The sequence below is a fragment of the Micromonospora sp. SCSIO 07396 genome (assembly GCF_053667945.1).
Genome location: NZ_CM132210.1, coordinates 3,573,364 through 3,589,121, shown reverse-complemented (window position 1 = coordinate 3,589,121; position 15,758 = coordinate 3,573,364). Strand labels below are relative to the sequence as shown.

The window sequence follows — 15,758 nt, the reverse complement described above, 5'->3', positions numbered from 1 at the left end:
CATTCGCATCTGTCGTTGGGGGTGGGGAAATGCCGCGTCCGGAGCGTCCGGTGGATCCGGGCGAGGGACCGGCGCAGCGGTTCGCCGTCGCCCTACGGGAGCTGCGGCAGTCAGCGGGCAATCCGACGTACCGCGTGCTGGCCAAGCGGGCGCACTACTCGGCAACCGCGCTGGCGCAGGCCGCTGCGGGTGACCGGCTGCCGACCCTGGCGGTGGCGGTGGCGTACGCGCGCGCCTGCGACGGCGACCCCGACGAGTGGACGGCCCGCTGGCGGAGTGCGGTCGCGGAACTGGACGCCGCGACGCCACCGACGACCGGTGCCTCCGATCCGGTCGGGGACCGGCCGCCCTACCTGGGCCTGGCCGCCTACGGACCCGACGACGCGGACCTGTTCTGCGGTCGGGACCGCCTCGTCGCCGACCTCACGGACCGGCTGGCCCGACACCGGTTCGTCGCGGTGGTCGGGCCGTCGGGCTCGGGCAAGTCGTCCCTGCTGCGGGCCGGTCTGCTGCCGGCCTGGTGCGCGGACGAGGAGCTGCGGACCGTGGTGATCACCCCCGGTGCCCACCCGGTGCGGGAGCTGGCGGACAACCCGGTGGCGGGAACCGACGGTCTGCTGATCGTCGACCAGTTCGAGGAGGTGTTCTCCCTCTGCGCGGACGAGTCCGAGCGGGAGACCTTCATCCGCGCGTTGCTCGCGGTGGCGGGCGAGGCGGGCGGCCGCACCCGGGTGGTGATCGGGTTGCGGGCCGATTTCTACGCACACTGCACCCGCGTGCCCGAGCTGGTGGCGGCGCTGCAGGACGCGCAGCTGCTGGTCGGCCCGATGACGCCCGAGGAGCTGTCGGTCGCCGTCACCGAACCGGCGGCCCGGACCGGGCTGATGGTGGAGAAGACCCTCGTCGCCACGATCATCGCCGAGGCGGCGTCCCGGCCGGCGGTGTTGCCGTTCGTCTCCCACGCCCTGTGGGAGACCTGGCGGCGGCGGCGCGGCGCCGGGCTGTTCCTGGCCGGCTACGAGGCGGCCGGCGGCCTGGACGGCGCGCTCGCGCAGTCGGCCGATCGGGTGTTCGGGGAGCTGGACGAGGAGCACCGCCGGGCGGTCCGACGGATCCTGCTGCGGCTGACCGCGCTGGGCGACGGCACCGAGGACACCCGCCGGCGGGTCGCCCGCGCGGAGCTCGGCGACGACGCCGTCACCGCGTACGTCCTGGAACGACTCGCGGCGGCCCGGTTGGTGACGCTCGGCGAGGAGACCGTGGAGATCGCCCACGAGGCGCTCATCCGGGGCTGGCCGACGCTCCGGGACTGGCTCGCCGCCGACCGCGAGTCGCTACGCGCCCACCGCCGCCTCACCGGTGCCGCCACCGACTGGGCGACGCACGGCGAGGACGACGCGTTCCTGTACCGGGGCAGCCTGCTCGCGGGCTGGGCCGACCGGGACACCGAAGCCCTCAACGGAACCGAACGCGATTTCCTCGCCACCAGCCTGGCCCGGCAGACCCGCGAGCACACCCGCCGCCGGCGGCGGCTGCGGGTCACCATCGGCAGCCTGGTCGCGGGCCTGGTCACGGTCAGCCTGCTGGCCGTCCTCGCCGTGGTGCAGACCGTCACGGCGAACGCCCAACGCGACCTCGCCGTCGCCGACAGTCTGGCCGCCCGGTCACGTGCGGTGCTGGCGACCCAGCCTGACCTGGCGAACCTGTTGGCGCTGGCCGGGCTCGGCCACTCGGTGACGGCGCAGACCGTGGCCAGCGCGCAGGCGGCACTCTCAGCCCCGATGCACGTCGCGCGGCCACTGATCGGGCACTCCGGCGCGGTGACCGCCGTCGCGTACAGCCCCGACGGCGGCACCGTCGCCACCGGCGGCGACGACGGCACCATCCGGCTGTGGACCGCCGGCCCGACCGCCGCGCTCACCCAGGGCAGTGCCGTGACGGCGATCGCCTTCACCCGGGACGGACGTCTGCTGGCGACCGGGGGAGTCGACGGCACCGTGCAACTGTGGGACGCGACCACCCACCGACCCCTCGGCACGTTGACGGGTCGCGCTGCGGTCGACACGGTGGCCTTCCATCCGGACGGCACGACCATCGCGACCGGGCACGCCGATGGTGCCGTCCGGCTCTGGGACACCCGCACCGGCCATTCCCGGCCCGTGCCGGTCGGCCACGACGGCCCGGTGAACGCGGTGACCTTCGACCGCACCGGGCTGATCCTGGCCACCGGCGGGGACGACAACACCGCCCGGCTGTGGAACACGGCGACCCGTCAGACGACGGTCCTCTCCGGGCACACGGGCGAGGTCTTCGCGGTCGCGTTGAGCCCGGACGGCACGACCCTCGTCACGGGCTCCGCCGACGGCACCGCGCGGATCTGGAACGTCACGACCCACGAGTCCCGGGCCAGTCTCGTCGGGCACACCCGCGTCGTGCGGGCCGTGGCGTTCGGAGCGGACGGCCGCACCGTGGTGACCGGAAGCTGGGACGGCACCGCGCGGATCTGGGACACCATCACGCACCAGCCCCTGGCCATCCTCACCGGCCACACCGACGAGGTGCTCGCCGTGGGGACGAGTCCCGACGGTACGACCGTCGTGACCGGCAGCCGGGACGGTACCGCCCGCACGTGGGACACGACGACGAGCAGTTCCGTCGCCACGCTCGGCGGCCACACCGGCTACGTCGACGCGGTGGCGTTCAGCCCGGACGGCCGAACCGTCGCCACGGGAAGCAGGGACGGCACCGTCCGCCTGTGGGACACCGCCCGGCAGGGGCAGCTCGCCGTCCTCGACGCCCGGGCCGGCTTCGTCTTCACCGTGGCGTTCAGCCCGGACGGTACGACCCTTGCCACCGGTCACAAGGACGGCCGGATCCGACTCTGGGACACCGGCACCCGCCGACGCAAGGCCACCCTCACCGGGCACACCGACGGCGTCGCCTCCGTCGCCTTCAGCCCCGACGGCCAACTCCTGGCCAGCGCGTCCACCGACGGCACGGCCCGGTTGTGGGACCTGGCCACCCGACGTACGTCCGCCGTGCTGACCGGCCACACCGGCTGGGTGGACGCCGTGGACTTCAGCCCCGACGGCAGCACCGCCTCGACCGCCTCGACCGACGGCACGGTCCGGCTGTGGGACTCCGACGCCGGCAGCACCATCGTCACCCTGGCCCCCAGGACCGGCCACCTGAACGCGGTGGCGTTCAGCCCGGACGGCCGGACCCTCGCCATCGCCCCCGCCGACGGCACCGCCCTGCTGTGGGACATCGCCGCCCGTCGGGTGGCGTCCGTCCTGACCGGACACACCGCGGAGGTGAACGCGGTCGCGTTCAGCCCGGACGGCCAGACCATCGCCACCAGCGGTCGGGACGGCACCACCCGCCTGTGGGACCGCGACCGTGGCCGGACGATCGTCGTTCTCACCGGTCACGTCGGCTGGGTCACGGCGGTGGCCTTCAGCCCGGACGGCAAGACGCTGGCCACCACCTCCTGGGACCACACCGCCCGCCTCACCCCCACCCCGGACACCTGGCCCGCCGAGCTCTGCCGGCGGGCGGGACGGAACCTGACCGACGACGAATGGGCCTACCACGTCGGGTCGGAGCCCTACCGGCGTCTCTGCCCCGAGCTACCCTCCGGGCAGGGAGCCGACCCGACCGCGCCCGCATCCACCTACCCCGACCTCCGGCCTTCCGGTGGCTGACTGGTTCGGCGTCTGAGCTTCAGCCCGGTCAGTTTCCCGCTGATCCCACCCGCTGTGCTTCGGCGATCGCCGCTTCGACGGCCTGCCGTGCGCCGCTCGTGCGGGTGACGACCTGCATCAGCACCTGCTTGATGCCGTCCAGGGCCTGGAGCAGTGGTCCGGGTTGGCCGCCCTGGAGGATCGTGGTGACGAGCTGCTGGGTCTCACCGATCCGGGTGATGGCACCGCCGGCCGCGTCGCGGGCGCCGCCGACGGCGCTCTGCACCGGCGTCAGTGCGGCGATCGTCTCCTGCGGGGTGGCCTGCTGGGGTACGGCGGCGACGGCCTTCGTCGCCTCACCGATCGACCCCCCGAGCCGCCCCAGGCCGCCCTGAACATCGGAAAGGGCGCTCCGCACCCGGGCCACGCCCGCCGCGACAGCGAGGAAGCCGGCGCTGGCGGCACGCATCGCCACCTCCTGCGCCTGCCGGTCGGCGGCGGCGGTCAGCCCCTGCGCCCGCTCGACGCCCGCCATCAGGGTCTTGAGCTCACCGGTGATCTTCTCAATGTGTGACACGTGGGTGACGTCCCCAATCGATGACGGCGAACCGTGCACCTGACGCTACCGAAGACACTCCAGGGTCACCAGAGACAGCGGCAGATGCCTGACCCGGTCGACCGGCCGTGGCGGGTGCCGGGGGCTCAGGAACCCGCCACGTTGGCCGGCGCGGTCCAGCCGGTGGCTCGGATCCACCCGACCAGGTCCAGGGCGGCCGGCTCGATCGAGCGCACCACCGCGCGGTCCGAAGGGTGTTCCGCCGCCTCCGCGAACTGGCGGAACATCGCCTGGTCGAGCTCGTTGGGAAGCACGCTCAACGGGAGGGCCTCGTACCGCGCCGGGAGCCCGGCGTGCGCGCCGAACGCCGCGGCGATCCGGGGGCCCGTCAGCTCGTCGCCGACGAGTTCGACGGCTCCGCCGGGCACCTGCGCGGTGTCGAGCAGGAGCGCGGCGGCGACCCGGCCGATGTCCCTGATCGAGATCATCTTCAGGGCGACGTCCTCGGGCAGTGGCATCCTCAGCACGATCTCCCCGTGCTCCAGGCTCGGTGCCATCACGCTCGCGAAGTTCTCCATGAAGGCGGTCGGGCGAACCATCGAGGCCCGCAGGCCGGAGGTTCTCAGGTGCTCCTCGATCCGGTGCTTCGAGTCGTGGTGCGGCACGCCCGACTCCCGGTCCGCTCCGTAGACCGAGTTGAACACGACGTGCGGGACGCCCGCCTCGACCGCCGCGTCGACGAGCGCCTTACCGATGCGGACCTCCGCCTCGACCTCTTCGAGGCTGTTCGCCTCCGGGGTCATGAAGTAGAACCCCTCGACCGTCGCCAGCGCGGCGGCCAGCGACGCCGGGTCGTCGGCCCGGGTGGCCGACAGTTCGACGCCGCGGGCGGCCAGCGCCTGAGCCCGGTCGGACTGCGGGTTGCGGACCAGAGCCCGCACCTGCGCCCTGTGGTCCAGCAGCGCGTCGACCACCGCCCCGCCCTGTTGCCCCGTCGCGCCGAAGACTGCAATCGTGCCGGTCATCGCTCTGCCACCCCTCACTAGTTCATGCCATGAACGAAACTAGTTCATGGCATGAACAACGTCAAGGTGTCGGGTGCCGGGACCTCACCGCGTGGCTGGTGGGTTCGCCGCGGTCGAGGAGAGGTCCGAGGTGTCCACGACGGCGGTGGCCAAGCGCTCGAAGTCGCGCTGGTCGTCGGTGTCGAGGTTCCTCGCGATCTCGGGCAGACGCTCGACCACCTGGGCGTAGAAGGCCTCGGCGAGGACCTTCCCTGTGGGCGTCGCGCTGAGCATGACGACCCGTCGGTCCTGCGCCGAACTCGCCCGGCCGACCAACTCGCGCCGCGCGGTGCGATCGACCAACTGGCTCAACGCGTTCTTGGTCATCCCCAACGACGCGGCGAGGTCCGCCATCTGCCGCGGCTCGTTCCGGACTGCGCAGAGCAGGGTGGCCTGTGCGGGGGTCAGGTCGAACTCGGCGCAGATCTGCGCGTACTTGCGTTGGATCACCACCGAGAGCCAGAAGAGCTTGTCGCCATAGCCCACGCCGGCCTCCCTCGTCCGATGACGAACGGCCAGCCTACCCGTCGCGGGCCGGCAGACCACGCCACTCACCGGGGATGCACACCTCCACGAGACCGGCCGGCGCGCCTGCACCACCACCTTGCGGTTCACCTGGTCGGAGCGGTTCGCGGGCGGGCGCACGCGAACCCCACCGCCACGACGCGCCTACACCAATCGCATCGAGCCGGACGCCTTCACGACATTGCCGGGGCCCGGCCTTGCCACGAACCCGTAAACCGCAACACCGGATCGTATCTCGTGAACAACGCTGTCAATCCCAATTCGCTTGGCAGACGAAGCCGACCACAGAGCTGGTGGAGCCGGTGGAATCAGTCACCACCACGCGGCTCGTCACAGACTGTCCGATGTGGCAATAATCAAAGTATTGATTCGAGTAGGGGTCGATGGGTAGCATGTGGCCGTCTCTGTACCAGGTGTAGGTAACGGGTCCGACAGTGCCACTGGGGGATACGAGGCAGTAGTATTCCCCCTGTCCGGATGGGCAGCTGTGCCCGGTGATTATGGGGGCGGCTGCTGCCGGGGACGCAGGGGTCAGGCTGGTCGCCAGAATGGCAAGTGTCGCGACCAGGAGTGCGAGAAGTCGTTTCGCAGGTTGTGTCAACTCTACCTCCAGGGTGCGGCCGAATCAGGTGTCCCTGTCTCCGATAATGGCAGCATCTTAACTAAGTTATTTGATGTACGTCAATTGCTGCAATGTTAGGTCGTGCTGCACATGTCCTATTTTCCCGGATCGGAACAAGTGGCATCTTCGGCGCGACCGTCGACTTCGAGAGCCATGTCGGGGACACGCCACCGACCCGAACCCACCGGACCAGGAGGTTGATGAAGTGTTCATCGCGAACGTGCGGGGCAGCTGGTATCTCGTCGTCCCGCAGGGCACCGCCAAGCTGCGGGCGGTGGTCCTCGGTGGCGACAGCAACGCCGCCGCCGCCGGCCTGCCCGTGCTGAACTTCACCTGGGATCCGTCGATCAACGCGCTCCGGGCGGCGGTCGACGGCATCGGTTGATGTCGTGTGTCGGTTCTTCGGTGAGGTGGTCGACCCCGGCCTTCGCGGGCTCGACCGCGGTGAAGCCAGGAAGGCGATCACCTCGGTGACGTCCTCCGGCTGGGCGACGCGGCGCAGCGGGATGAGGGGGACGTACCCGTCGAGATACCCGACGGGGGCGCTGGTTCAGACCGGGCCGGGCGCGACCGCGTAGACGCACACGCCGGCCGGGCCGTGCTCGGCGGCCCGGTCGCGGGTCAGGGAGTGCATCGCTTGTCAGGCGACGCCGACCGGGAGGGCGGGACCCAGCAGCAGGCCGCCGTCGAGTACGAGTTCGGTCCCGGTCGCGAACGACGCGTCCGGTGAGGTGAGGTAGAGCAGTGCTGCGCTGACGTCGGCGGGTGCGCCGAGGCGCGGGATCGCGAAGGGCCCCGGGTCGTAGAAGTCGGAGATCGGCCGTTCGCCGGGTGCGGCTGGTTCGTGGATGAGGGCGGTCGAGACGACTCCGGGGTGGATGGCGTTCACCCGGATGTTGTCCCGACCCAGTTCGAGTGCGGCGCTCAGGGTCAGGCCCCTGATCGCCCATTTGCTCGCGACGTAGGAGGCGTAGCGGGCGGTGCCGCCGTACGCCATCGTCGAGCCGATGTTGACGATCACGCCGCCGCCGGCCCGTCGCATTGCGGGGGTGACGGCTTTGACGCCGAGGTACTGCCCGGTCACGTTGATCGCGAAGGTGCGGTCCCAGAGGGCGCGGTCGGTGGACTCGATCGTGGTGGCGGGGTTCTGGACACCCGCGTTGTTCACCAGGATCGTCAGCGTGCCGAAGGTGTGCTCGGCTGCCGCGACGGCGGTTGTCCAGTCGTCTTCACGGGCGACGTCCAGGCGGACCGCGAGGGCCCGTCCGCCCAGTTCCGCAGCGAGTTTGGTGGCCTTGCTCAGGCTTCCCGCCGTACTGCCGATGACGACGTTCGCGCCCTCGGCGTGGTAGCTCCGGACGTGGCTTTCGCCGAGTCCTCCGGTGCCGCCGGTGACCAGTACGGTCTGATTGGTGAAACGTGACATGACGTGTCCTTCGAAAGTGGCCTTGGTGAGCTGACCGACTCACCTCACCACCCGAGACTATGCCCGGCGAAGTGATGAGTCAAGTGACTCACCTCGCCATCGGGCATACTGTGCTCCATGAGCACCGAGCCGTCGGCGTACCACAGACGCGTCGCCGAAGAGAAGCGCGCAGCCATCCTCAAGGCCGCCACCGGCCTGTTTCTGACCGCCGGCTACGACGGAACCTCCCTTGCCAGGATCGCGGAGGCGGCCGGGGTCTCCAAGGCCACGCTCTTCAAGCAGTTCCCCACGAAGGCGGCGCTCTTCGACGCGATCGTGACCGAGTCCTGGCAGGTCGAGGAGGCCCACGCACCGGAGCCGTCGGCCGAGGACCTGGAGGCCGGTCTGACCACGATCGGTCACCGGTACGTCGAACTGCTCACCCGCCCGGGGATGACCGCGCTGTTCCGCATCGTCATCGCGGAGCTACCGCGTTTTCCCGAGCTCGGCGAGGCGCAGTTCAGCCGAGGAAAGATGCCCTACTTCGAGTCGGTCAGCCGCTACCTCACCGCCGCCGACAGGGCCGGCTCGGCGAAAGTCGACGACCCTGATCTCGCGGCCACCCAGTTCCTCGGGATGATCTCCAACTTCGTCTTCTGGCCAACGCTCCTGCTCACCGACTGGGCACCGCAGCGGACCGCGATCGAACAAGCGGTACGGGAAGCGGTCAGCACCATGTGCGCCAGGTATCAGCCCTGACCGCGACCGGAGGCGTCATCGTGAAGCCAATGTCCTAGGACGCCCTGGAGGGTGTGGGGCATCAACCACAGGGGCATCCGCCATATCGGACGCACGGTCACGGGAGTGCCCGTAGGGAAACCTGAAGGGGCCTTGGCCGGGTCACAGGCCGTCCAGCAGCACCTTGATGACCTCCATCAGTTGCTCGCGCAACTGGTCGGCTGGCATGTCCTGATAGTGGTCCGACAGCATCACCAGGGGGCCGAAGATCGCGCCCAGGGTGCTGCCGAGCCGGACCCTCACCTTCGGGTCGAGCGCCGGGTCGGCGAAGAGTGCCGACAGCTTCGTGTTCTGTGCCGCCAGCCGGGCACCGACCTCGGGGTCGTTGGCGAACAGCGCGTGGAAGACGTCCTCGTTGCGTTCGAGGACCACGAGCATCTGCCGGTGCCGCAGGGCGATGTCGATGATCTGCGGCAGGGCCCGCTGCCAGGCGCCCGGGTCGCTGCCGGCCACCACCAGCCGGTCGGACGCCTCGGTGAGCACGTCGAGGGCCCGGCCGATGACCGTGCGGGCGATGTCGTCCTTGGCGTGGAAGTGGTGGTACACCGCCGCTTTGCTGACGCCGAGCCGCTCCGCGATGTGCCGCAGCGACGTGCCCTGGTAGCCCTGGCGGGCGAACAGCTCGACGGCGACGTCCACGATGCGCTCCCGCATCGGCTCGGCAGTGGGGCTGGCGGCGGTCACCGCCACAGGGTATAACTTGCCGAACGGCAGGTTTCGCCTTGCCGATCGGCAAGGAACAGTCTCGACTCCGATGGTGAGGACCGATGGTGAAGAGTCGCCTGCTCGACCGCCTGCTGGTCGCCGCCCGGGTTCACGCGGTCGAGCCGCTGGGCCCCCGCCTACGGCTGGTCACCCTGACCGGGCCCGATCTGGCGGGTCTCGACTGGCTGCCCGGCCAGCACGTACGCCTGCAACTCGCCCCGGGGCCGGCGGCCGTCGACTGGCTGGTCGGCACCCTGCGCACCTACACGGTGTGGAGCTACCAGGACCAGACCATGGAGCTGGTCGTCTTCGACCACGGGGACGGCCCCGGTGCCGAGTGGGCACGCACCACCCGGCCCGGCGACGAGCTGATGCTGATGAAACCCCAGGGCACCTTCGTCACCGCCCCGGCGTCGTACCACCTCTTCGCCGGGGAGGAGACCGCGCAGGCCGCCTACGGTCCGATGCTGCGCGCACTGCCGGCCGACGCCCGGGTCTTTGGCCGGTTCGAGATCGACTCCCCGGACGAGCGGCTGAACCTGATCGACTCCCACAGCGGGCACCCGGACCCGAAGAGGGGCAGGGACCTGGAGTGGAGCTACCGCCGGGGTCGGTCCGCGGCTTCCTCGCAGACGCTGGTCGAGGCCGTCCGAGGACTGGAGCTACCCGCCGAGCCCGGCCGCGCCTACCTGGCCGGGGAAGCCCGGACGATCCAGCTGATCCGCCACCACCTGGTCAAGGAGCGGAACTGGCCGCGCCGCAACGTGATCACCAAGCCGTTCTGGACCCCGGGACGCAAGGGAATGGATTAGCGCCGTTCCGTGAACCCTCAACGTCGGCTCACCTACACCGACACCCCGCCGAGAAAAAGTTCCGGGTGACGGCAACCTCCGGGCGGTGGATCGCATGTACCCGGATGTCAGCAACGATCGCCACGATCCATAGGGGTCCGGAAATGTCTGCACGTCGCCTTCTGCTGCTTCCTGCCGCCACCGTCCTGTTCGTACTTGCCGCCTGTTCCACCACGGAGGCACCCGGGGCCGGCGCCTCTGCCTCTCCCACCTCGACCACCCCGACGGCAGCCAGCCCCAACGCGACCGCATCCGCCCCGGCCGCATCCGCCCCGGCGGACGCCGCCGGGGGTGTCACGAGCGCTGACTGTCCCTCGGGGACGGACCTGCAGAAGCTGATCGAGCTGCCGAAGGGCATGACCTTCGGCAAGGTCGAGTGCGTGAAGGGCTGGGCGGGGGCCGTCCCGCAGGGCCCGAAGACCGGTGACGGCGTCTACCTGTTCCACTACACGGCCGGTACGGGCTGGAAGTACTACGGCGAGGGCAGCGGATACGACTGCACGGACCTCGGCCTCGACGAGCCGGCGCCGTTCTGCATCTCCGGCTGACCGCAGGGACCGGGTTTGCGCGCTGTGGCGCACACTGGCTACGGTGTGCGCCACAGTCAGCCGGCCGCACCGACGCCGTCGCGCCCTGACAACCTGTGCCGGTACGTCGGGGGATGCGAGCGGGCATGGCGGACTCGATCGACGACCAGTTCCGGGAGTTCGTCCGGACCCGCTCGCCGGCCCTGCTCCGAACGGCGTTCCTGCTGACCGGCGACCGGCACCTTGCCGAGGACCTGGTGCAGGACGCACTCGCCCGCACCCACCGGGGCCGGCGACGGCTGCACGATCCGGGACACTTCGAGGCGTACACCCGTACCGCGATGTACCACCAGCAGGTGAGCTGGTGGCGGCGACGCAGAGTGGCCGAGTCCCTGCCCGGGGAGCTGGCCGACGTGGCTCAGCCCGGCAGTGACCACGCCGGCCGTACCGACCTCAAGCTCGCCCTGCACCAGGCGCTCGCCCAGCTCACCCAGCGGCAACGCGCGGTGCTGGTGATCCGCTACTTCGAGGACCCCAGCGAGGCCGAGGCCGCGCAGCTGTTGCAGTGCTCGGTCGGCACGATCAAGAGTCAGACCAGCAAGGCACTGGCCCGCAGGCGGGAGGTGGCGCCCGAGTTGCTCTCGGCCGTGATGGAGGAGGCCGGATGACCGACAACCTCGGGCCGCTGCGTCAGGCCATGTCCGAGCTGAGCGAGCACGGCGGCAGCGCCGACCTGTACGAGGGGACCCTGCGCAGGTCGCGGCAGTTGCAACGGCGGGCGGCCGTCACCACGGGCGTCGCAGCCCTGACGCGGGTGTTCGCCGTCGGCGGTACGGTCGCCTTCGCCGTCGACCACTGGCCCGACCGGTCGGCGTCTCCCGCAACCACCCCCGGGCAACCCGACTGTCCGACTGTCGAAACCCTCGGGGACCTGGTCGAGCTGCCCAAGGACTGGTCCTTCGCGTCCGCCGACGTGCAGTGCGCGCAGACGTGGGCGGCAGTGGAGGTGAAGCGCCCGGCCGGCGGCAACGTCCGCTACCTGTTCCACTACACGGCCGACGCGGGTTGGCGGTACCAGGAGCAGGGCACCGAATGGGACTGTGAAGAGCTCGGCCTGACCATGCCGGCACCGTTCTGCACCTCCTGACCGCCCGTCCGCAGGACCGGGGAGCGGTGTCGAGAAACCACGTTGTGACGCGGGGACCACCCGCCCTACCGTGTCCGACATAGACCTGTGCGGATCGACTGTCGGGGGACGTGTATGCGTGCGATGGCCGCTGTGGTGGTCGCCTTCCTCACCGTGGCCGTCACCCCGGCCGCGCCGGCCAGCGGGGCGACCCTCGCCTGGCGTTCCTGCCCCGGTGTCGACGACAGCCGCCTGCGCTGCGCCACCGTCCAGGTACCGCTCGACCACGCGCGGCCGGCCGGCCCGACGATCGACATCACGATCTCCCGGCTCCCCGCGACCGACCCGGCGCTGCGCCGCGGCGTACTGGTCACCACCGGTGGCGGGCCGGGCGGTGCCGGCGTCCCCGAGCCGCTGAACCTCGCCGCCGTCGTCGATCCCGCGGTGCTCGCCCGCTACGACATCGTCGGGTTCGACATGCGCTTCGTCGAACGCAGCACCCCGATCACCTGCGGCCAGCCGGAGGAGGAACCGGGCGGCTACTGGGTGCGCACCGCGACGTACCAGTCCCTGGCGGACACCGCCGCGCAGGCCCGCGCGTACGCCCGCGCCTGTGCCCGGCACGCCGGCTGGGCGCTGCCGTTCGCCACGACCGCACAGGCCGCCCGTGACATGGACACCATCCGGACAGCGCTCGGCGAGCGGAAACTGTCCTTCCTTGGGGGTTCGTACGCGGCGTTGCTCGGCGTCGCGTACGGCATCCTGTTCCCGCGTCGGGCGGACCGGTTCGTGCTGGACAGCCCGGTCAACTACGACCTCGCCTGGCGTCGGTACGAGCTGGCACGGATCCCGGCCTTCGAGGAGAACTACGCCGCCTTCACCGGGTACCTCGCCGACAACAGCGCAACGTTCGGACTCGGCGCGACGCCGACCGAGGTCGCGGACACCCTCAGCCGGGCCCTCGCCGGGGCGGCGACCGAGCCGATCGTGGCCGGAGACCACGCCTGGACCGCCGGTGAGCTGGGCTCCCTGACGGTCATCGCGACGTACTTCGAGCACCTGTGGCCGGTGGTCGCGACCGACCTCGCCGCCATCCTCGCGCACCGCCCGCCACCGATCCCCCTCGACCCGCGACCGGCCCCGCTGCCCGGCACCCCGGGTGTGCCGGCGGACAACCACACCGCGGTCAACACGGCATTCCGCTGCGGCGACAATGCGTGGCCGCGTGACCCGGCGACCTACCGCCACGACCTGGCCCGCCTCGGCACCCGCTATCCCGTCTTCGGCCCGTCGATCGCCAACCTCAACCCCTGTGCCTTCTGGCCGGTCAGCCGGGACAACACGCCGCCGCTCGCCGGCAACCGGGCACCGGCGGCGCTCGTCGTCGCCGCACTGCGCGACGCCTCGGTGCCACCGGCCAACTCGATCGCGACCGCCCGGGCCATCACCGGATCCCGGCTGGTCACCGTGGACAGGCGGACCCATGCGCCGGTGCTCAACGGTCCGGCCGACACTTGCCTGGCGGGCGCGGTCACCGCATACCTGGTGCACGGGCAGCTGCCGGAGCACGACACCGCCTGCTGAACGTGCTCGTCACACCGGCCGAGACGACGAGGGGAAGCGCCTCCACCGTCCTTCGGAGACGACCTCGACGGTGCCGTCGGTCACGGTGATGGCCGTCTGGTCGTCGACCGCGTACGCGGGACCCGCGATCTCGGCCGCCCACCTCCCGGCATCCGCCACGGCGTTGTCCGGTTCGAGACCCGGGTGCGGGAAGATCGGGAAGTCGACGACCCCCGGCGTGCGATCGTCGGGTGCGCACTACCACTCGACGAGGGTGGAACCGATCCGGGGAGTCAGCATCATGCGCGCCGCGCTCAGCCCCGCCCAGAGGGTGTCCAGCAGCGACGGCAGGAGATCCGCCAGCCCGGACCGCCGCATCCGGTGGCACAGGTATGCCGCATCGCCGCCGGTCGAAGCCGAACGCCCGCCGTCGTAGGTGGCCCTCACCGACCGGCCGGCTGACCGGTGCTGCCCGCGGCCTCCGGCTCGGAGGCGTCCCGCGCTGCCCCGACCGGGTTCGCGGCGTCCCGGGTCGCGGTGGTCTGCAACTGGTACGACCGGTAGGTCAGCCAGAGCGCCACCAGCCCGGCGACGGCCGCCGCCACGCTGGCGATCTGGTCGGCGAGGTCCGGGCCGAGCGCCAGCACCCCGACGACGATGACCAGGACCGCCAGCCCGCCGAGCGCCACGGTGCGGACCTGCTGTCGGGCCAGGTGCGCCGTCCAGCGGCGCGGGATCACCCTGGTGGCCAGCTCCGCCAGGATGATGCCGGTCATCACCAGGATCGGCACCTGCCACGGCTCGACCTTCACGGACCCTCCTCCACACCGTCTGCGGTCATGCGAGCGCCGCCTTCATGGCGGCGATGAATTCCGAGGTCAGGCCGGACTCGTTGGCCAGCAGCCGGGCGGTGTGATCGACGAAGACCTCGGCGAACGCGCGGTACCCCGGATGCATCGGTCGGGGGCGGGCATTCTCCACCGCACCCCGTAGTGCTTCCAGGTGCGGGATGACCGCCCGGAGGTTCGTGTCGTTGTACGCCTCGGCGAGGGTCGGGGCGAAGCCGTGTCCGGCGAGGACCTTCTGTGCCGCCGTGCCGGTCATGAAGTTGATGAACCGGGTGGCCTGCTCGGGATGCGGGCAGGTGCGCGCCAGCGCGAGACTCTGGCCGCCGAGCACCCCGTAGGCCAGCGGGCGCACCTGGATCTTCCCGGCCAGCAGGTCAGGGTCCTTCCGCAGCTGGAGTTCGCGGTACTTCACCGGCCAGTTGCGCATGAACGTCGGCTTCTTCCCCACGAACTCTTCGAGGCTGGCGTTCTCGTCGCTGGAGCGGGTGACCTTCCCGGCCTCAATGGCCTCCTGCAGTGGTTGCAGCGCCCGCTGCCAGGGTTTCAGCTCGAACCGGATCTCCCCGGTCGGGCTGAGGAGGTCGGATTCCACGGACAGGGCGTGCTCCAGGATGTTGACCAGGAAACCCTCGTTGTAGTTCGACGAGTTGGGGCTCAGTTGACCGACGAACGAGTCTTCGCCGGCGGTTCTGAGCACGCCCGACAGGTTCACCCGACCGGCCTCGGTCCCGGGGTTGCGCCAGAACAGCATGCCGACATCGGTGTTCAGTGGCACGGCCCAGTAGCTGTCCGGGGTGTTCGCGACCTGGTGGAGGTCCTTCACCGAGGTCAGGAAGTTCCGGTCGGCCAGCCGGATCGGGGTGATCAGCTTCTGCGCCGCGAACTCGGGAATGTCGACGACGTCCAGGTTGAGGATGTCGGCACCGCCGTTACGGGCTGCGGTCAACAGTCTGGTGCGTTCGTCGCCGGATCCGCCCTCGATCTCGTCGGTCAGCCGGGCCGGGGTGTCGGGGTTGGCCTGGTTCCACATGGCCAGCAGGAGTTTCCGGGCACCGGTGGGGTCGGTGCCGGTGGCGAGCCGAAGCTCGACCGGCGGTGGGCGGTGCCCGCCGGGCAGCAGGTAGACCGCCGAGGCGCTCAGCGCGCCGCAGGTCAGCACCCCGCTGAGGAAGGAGCGCCGCGAGTACTGCTCGGTCATGGTGCGGAATCCTTCGATCCAGGACGGTCACCTGCGCGCAACGAGTTATTCATCACATTACGCTTTGACGTTGACGAATGACGAGCCTGGCGGCGGCACCCGGTGGAGGCCGTACGGTCGGAAACCCGATTCCGCTCGCCCCGGCCGGAAAATTGTGTCGACGCGACTTTCCCCTGTGGGATATGCAGTCTTGGGTAGGCGCTGTCGCATGGGGACCTGAAAATTCGGGCGGGAACATGGTTCGATGTCCCGGAAGCAGGGGATCAGGACGACACACGGAGGTGGCT

General features: G+C 70.7%; 16 protein-coding genes. 8 read left to right on the top strand and 8 right to left on the bottom strand.

The window, feature by feature from the left end:
- Positions 1–29: 29 nt before the first annotated feature.
- On the top strand, positions 30–3,704 hold the full coding sequence (locus ACWCHM_RS15495) for an nSTAND1 domain-containing NTPase (RefSeq protein ID WP_454222873.1): 3,675 nt from the start codon (positions 30–32) through the stop codon (positions 3,702–3,704).
- A 28-nt stretch (positions 3,705–3,732) separates the two neighbouring features.
- On the opposite strand, the gene ACWCHM_RS15490 is transcribed toward ACWCHM_RS15495, so the two are convergent.
- The 3 genes from ACWCHM_RS15490 to ACWCHM_RS15480 form a co-directional block, all read right to left on the bottom strand.
- Positions 3,733–4,260, bottom strand: a complete 528-nt coding sequence (locus ACWCHM_RS15490; protein ID WP_454222872.1) for a DUF6244 family protein — start codon at positions 4,258–4,260, stop codon at positions 3,733–3,735.
- A 125-nt stretch (positions 4,261–4,385) separates the two neighbouring features.
- Positions 4,386–5,264, bottom strand: a complete 879-nt coding sequence (locus ACWCHM_RS15485) for an NmrA/HSCARG family protein (protein ID WP_454222871.1) — start codon at positions 5,262–5,264, stop codon at positions 4,386–4,388.
- Positions 5,265–5,348: 84 nt separating this feature from the next.
- A complete protein-coding gene (locus ACWCHM_RS15480) occupies positions 5,349–5,789 on the bottom strand; it encodes a MarR family winged helix-turn-helix transcriptional regulator (RefSeq protein ID WP_454222870.1) in 441 nt (146 codons plus the stop codon).
- A gap of 866 nt (positions 5,790–6,655) precedes the next feature.
- Here ACWCHM_RS15480 and ACWCHM_RS15475 point away from each other — a divergent pair.
- Entirely contained in the window at positions 6,656–6,835 is a 180-nt protein-coding gene (locus ACWCHM_RS15475) for a hypothetical protein (protein WP_454222869.1), read from the top strand.
- Between the two features lie 255 nt (positions 6,836–7,090).
- Here the strand turns inward: ACWCHM_RS15475 and ACWCHM_RS15470 are convergent, their stop codons facing one another.
- Positions 7,091–7,876, bottom strand: a complete 786-nt coding sequence (locus tag ACWCHM_RS15470; RefSeq protein ID WP_454222868.1) for an SDR family NAD(P)-dependent oxidoreductase — start codon at positions 7,874–7,876, stop codon at positions 7,091–7,093.
- Positions 7,877–7,993: 117 nt separating this feature from the next.
- On the opposite strand from ACWCHM_RS15470, the gene ACWCHM_RS15465 reads away from it, so the two are divergent.
- Positions 7,994–8,614: a TetR/AcrR family transcriptional regulator gene (locus ACWCHM_RS15465; RefSeq protein ID WP_454222867.1), complete on the top strand. Its 621-nt coding sequence runs from the start codon at positions 7,994–7,996 to the stop codon at positions 8,612–8,614.
- A 141-nt stretch (positions 8,615–8,755) separates the two neighbouring features.
- On the opposite strand, the gene ACWCHM_RS15460 is transcribed toward ACWCHM_RS15465, so the two are convergent.
- Entirely contained in the window at positions 8,756–9,337 is a 582-nt protein-coding gene (locus tag ACWCHM_RS15460) for a TetR/AcrR family transcriptional regulator (RefSeq protein ID WP_421488685.1), read from the bottom strand.
- Positions 9,338–9,420: 83 nt separating this feature from the next.
- Here ACWCHM_RS15460 and ACWCHM_RS15455 point away from each other — a divergent pair, with 83 nt between their 5' ends.
- The 5 genes from ACWCHM_RS15455 (at position 9,421) to ACWCHM_RS15435 (ending at position 13,446) form a co-directional block, all read left to right on the top strand.
- Positions 9,421–10,170: a siderophore-interacting protein gene (locus ACWCHM_RS15455; RefSeq protein WP_281898549.1), complete on the top strand. Its 750-nt coding sequence runs from the start codon at positions 9,421–9,423 to the stop codon at positions 10,168–10,170.
- Positions 10,171–10,565: 395 nt separating this feature from the next.
- A complete protein-coding gene (locus ACWCHM_RS15450) occupies positions 10,566–10,757 on the top strand; it encodes a hypothetical protein (RefSeq protein ID WP_421488684.1) in 192 nt (63 codons plus the stop codon).
- 125 nt (positions 10,758–10,882) lie between these two features.
- Positions 10,883–11,404, top strand: coding sequence for a SigE family RNA polymerase sigma factor (locus ACWCHM_RS15445; RefSeq protein ID WP_421488683.1), 522 nt, complete (start codon positions 10,883–10,885; stop codon positions 11,402–11,404).
- Positions 11,401–11,883, top strand: a complete 483-nt coding sequence (locus ACWCHM_RS15440) for a hypothetical protein (protein ID WP_454222866.1) — start codon at positions 11,401–11,403, stop codon at positions 11,881–11,883. The genes ACWCHM_RS15445 and ACWCHM_RS15440 overlap by 4 nt, the downstream gene beginning before the upstream one ends.
- A gap of 123 nt (positions 11,884–12,006) precedes the next feature.
- Positions 12,007–13,446, top strand: coding sequence for an alpha/beta fold hydrolase (locus ACWCHM_RS15435; protein WP_454222865.1), 1,440 nt, complete (start codon positions 12,007–12,009; stop codon positions 13,444–13,446).
- 237 nt (positions 13,447–13,683) lie between these two features.
- On the opposite strand, the gene ACWCHM_RS15430 is transcribed toward ACWCHM_RS15435, so the two are convergent.
- From ACWCHM_RS15430 to ACWCHM_RS15420, 3 genes are read right to left on the bottom strand one after another with little or no spacing between them, the layout of a single operon-like run.
- Entirely contained in the window at positions 13,684–13,872 is a 189-nt protein-coding gene (locus ACWCHM_RS15430) for a hypothetical protein (protein WP_454222864.1), read from the bottom strand.
- Positions 13,869–14,237, bottom strand: coding sequence for a hypothetical protein (locus ACWCHM_RS15425; protein WP_421488680.1), 369 nt, complete (start codon positions 14,235–14,237; stop codon positions 13,869–13,871). The genes ACWCHM_RS15430 and ACWCHM_RS15425 overlap by 4 nt, the downstream gene beginning before the upstream one ends.
- A 25-nt stretch (positions 14,238–14,262) precedes the next feature.
- Positions 14,263–15,471 carry an extracellular solute-binding protein gene (locus ACWCHM_RS15420; protein ID WP_421488679.1) on the bottom strand — a complete coding sequence of 403 codons (1,209 nt, stop codon included), beginning with the start codon at positions 15,469–15,471 and terminating at the stop codon, positions 14,263–14,265.
- Positions 15,472–15,758: the final 287 nt, after the last annotated feature.